Raw genomic sequence first — 485 nt, forward strand, 5'->3', positions numbered from 1 at the left:
GCCGAACACGGCGCCGAGCATCAGCGCCAGATTGGTGAGCACCGGCAGCATGGCATTGCGCGCGCCATAGCCGAACATCACGGTCGCAGGCTTGAGGCCCTTGGCCCGGCCCATGGTGACATAATCCTCGCCGAGCACCGAGATCATCGACGAACGCATCGTCGTCTGGAACTCGCCGATGAGATAGGGCGACAGCGTCAGCACCGGCATGATCCCGTGGTAGAAGACACTGCCGAAGAAGGTGAAATTGAAACCCGGATCGAGGTTGGGATCATAGGCATAGCCGACCGGAAACCAGCGCAGCGACACGCCGAACAGGAAGAGTGTCGAGAGCGCGACGATCACCGGCGGAATGGCGATCATCACCACCGAGAACGGCGAGACGAAACTGTCGAACCGTCCGCCGCGCCGCCAGGCGGAGACTGCGCCCAGGGTCACGCCGACCAGCAGCGAGAACAGGATCGCCGTGATCACCAGGAACATCG

General features: G+C 62.7%; 1 protein-coding gene. It reads right to left on the reverse strand.

The window, feature by feature from the left end:
* The coding region (locus AC1D0P_RS28765) for an ABC transporter permease (RefSeq protein ID WP_477679852.1) at positions 1–485 on the reverse strand (485 nt) is incomplete at both ends.

This window comes from Polaromonas sp. P1_G2, from assembly GCF_056405515.1.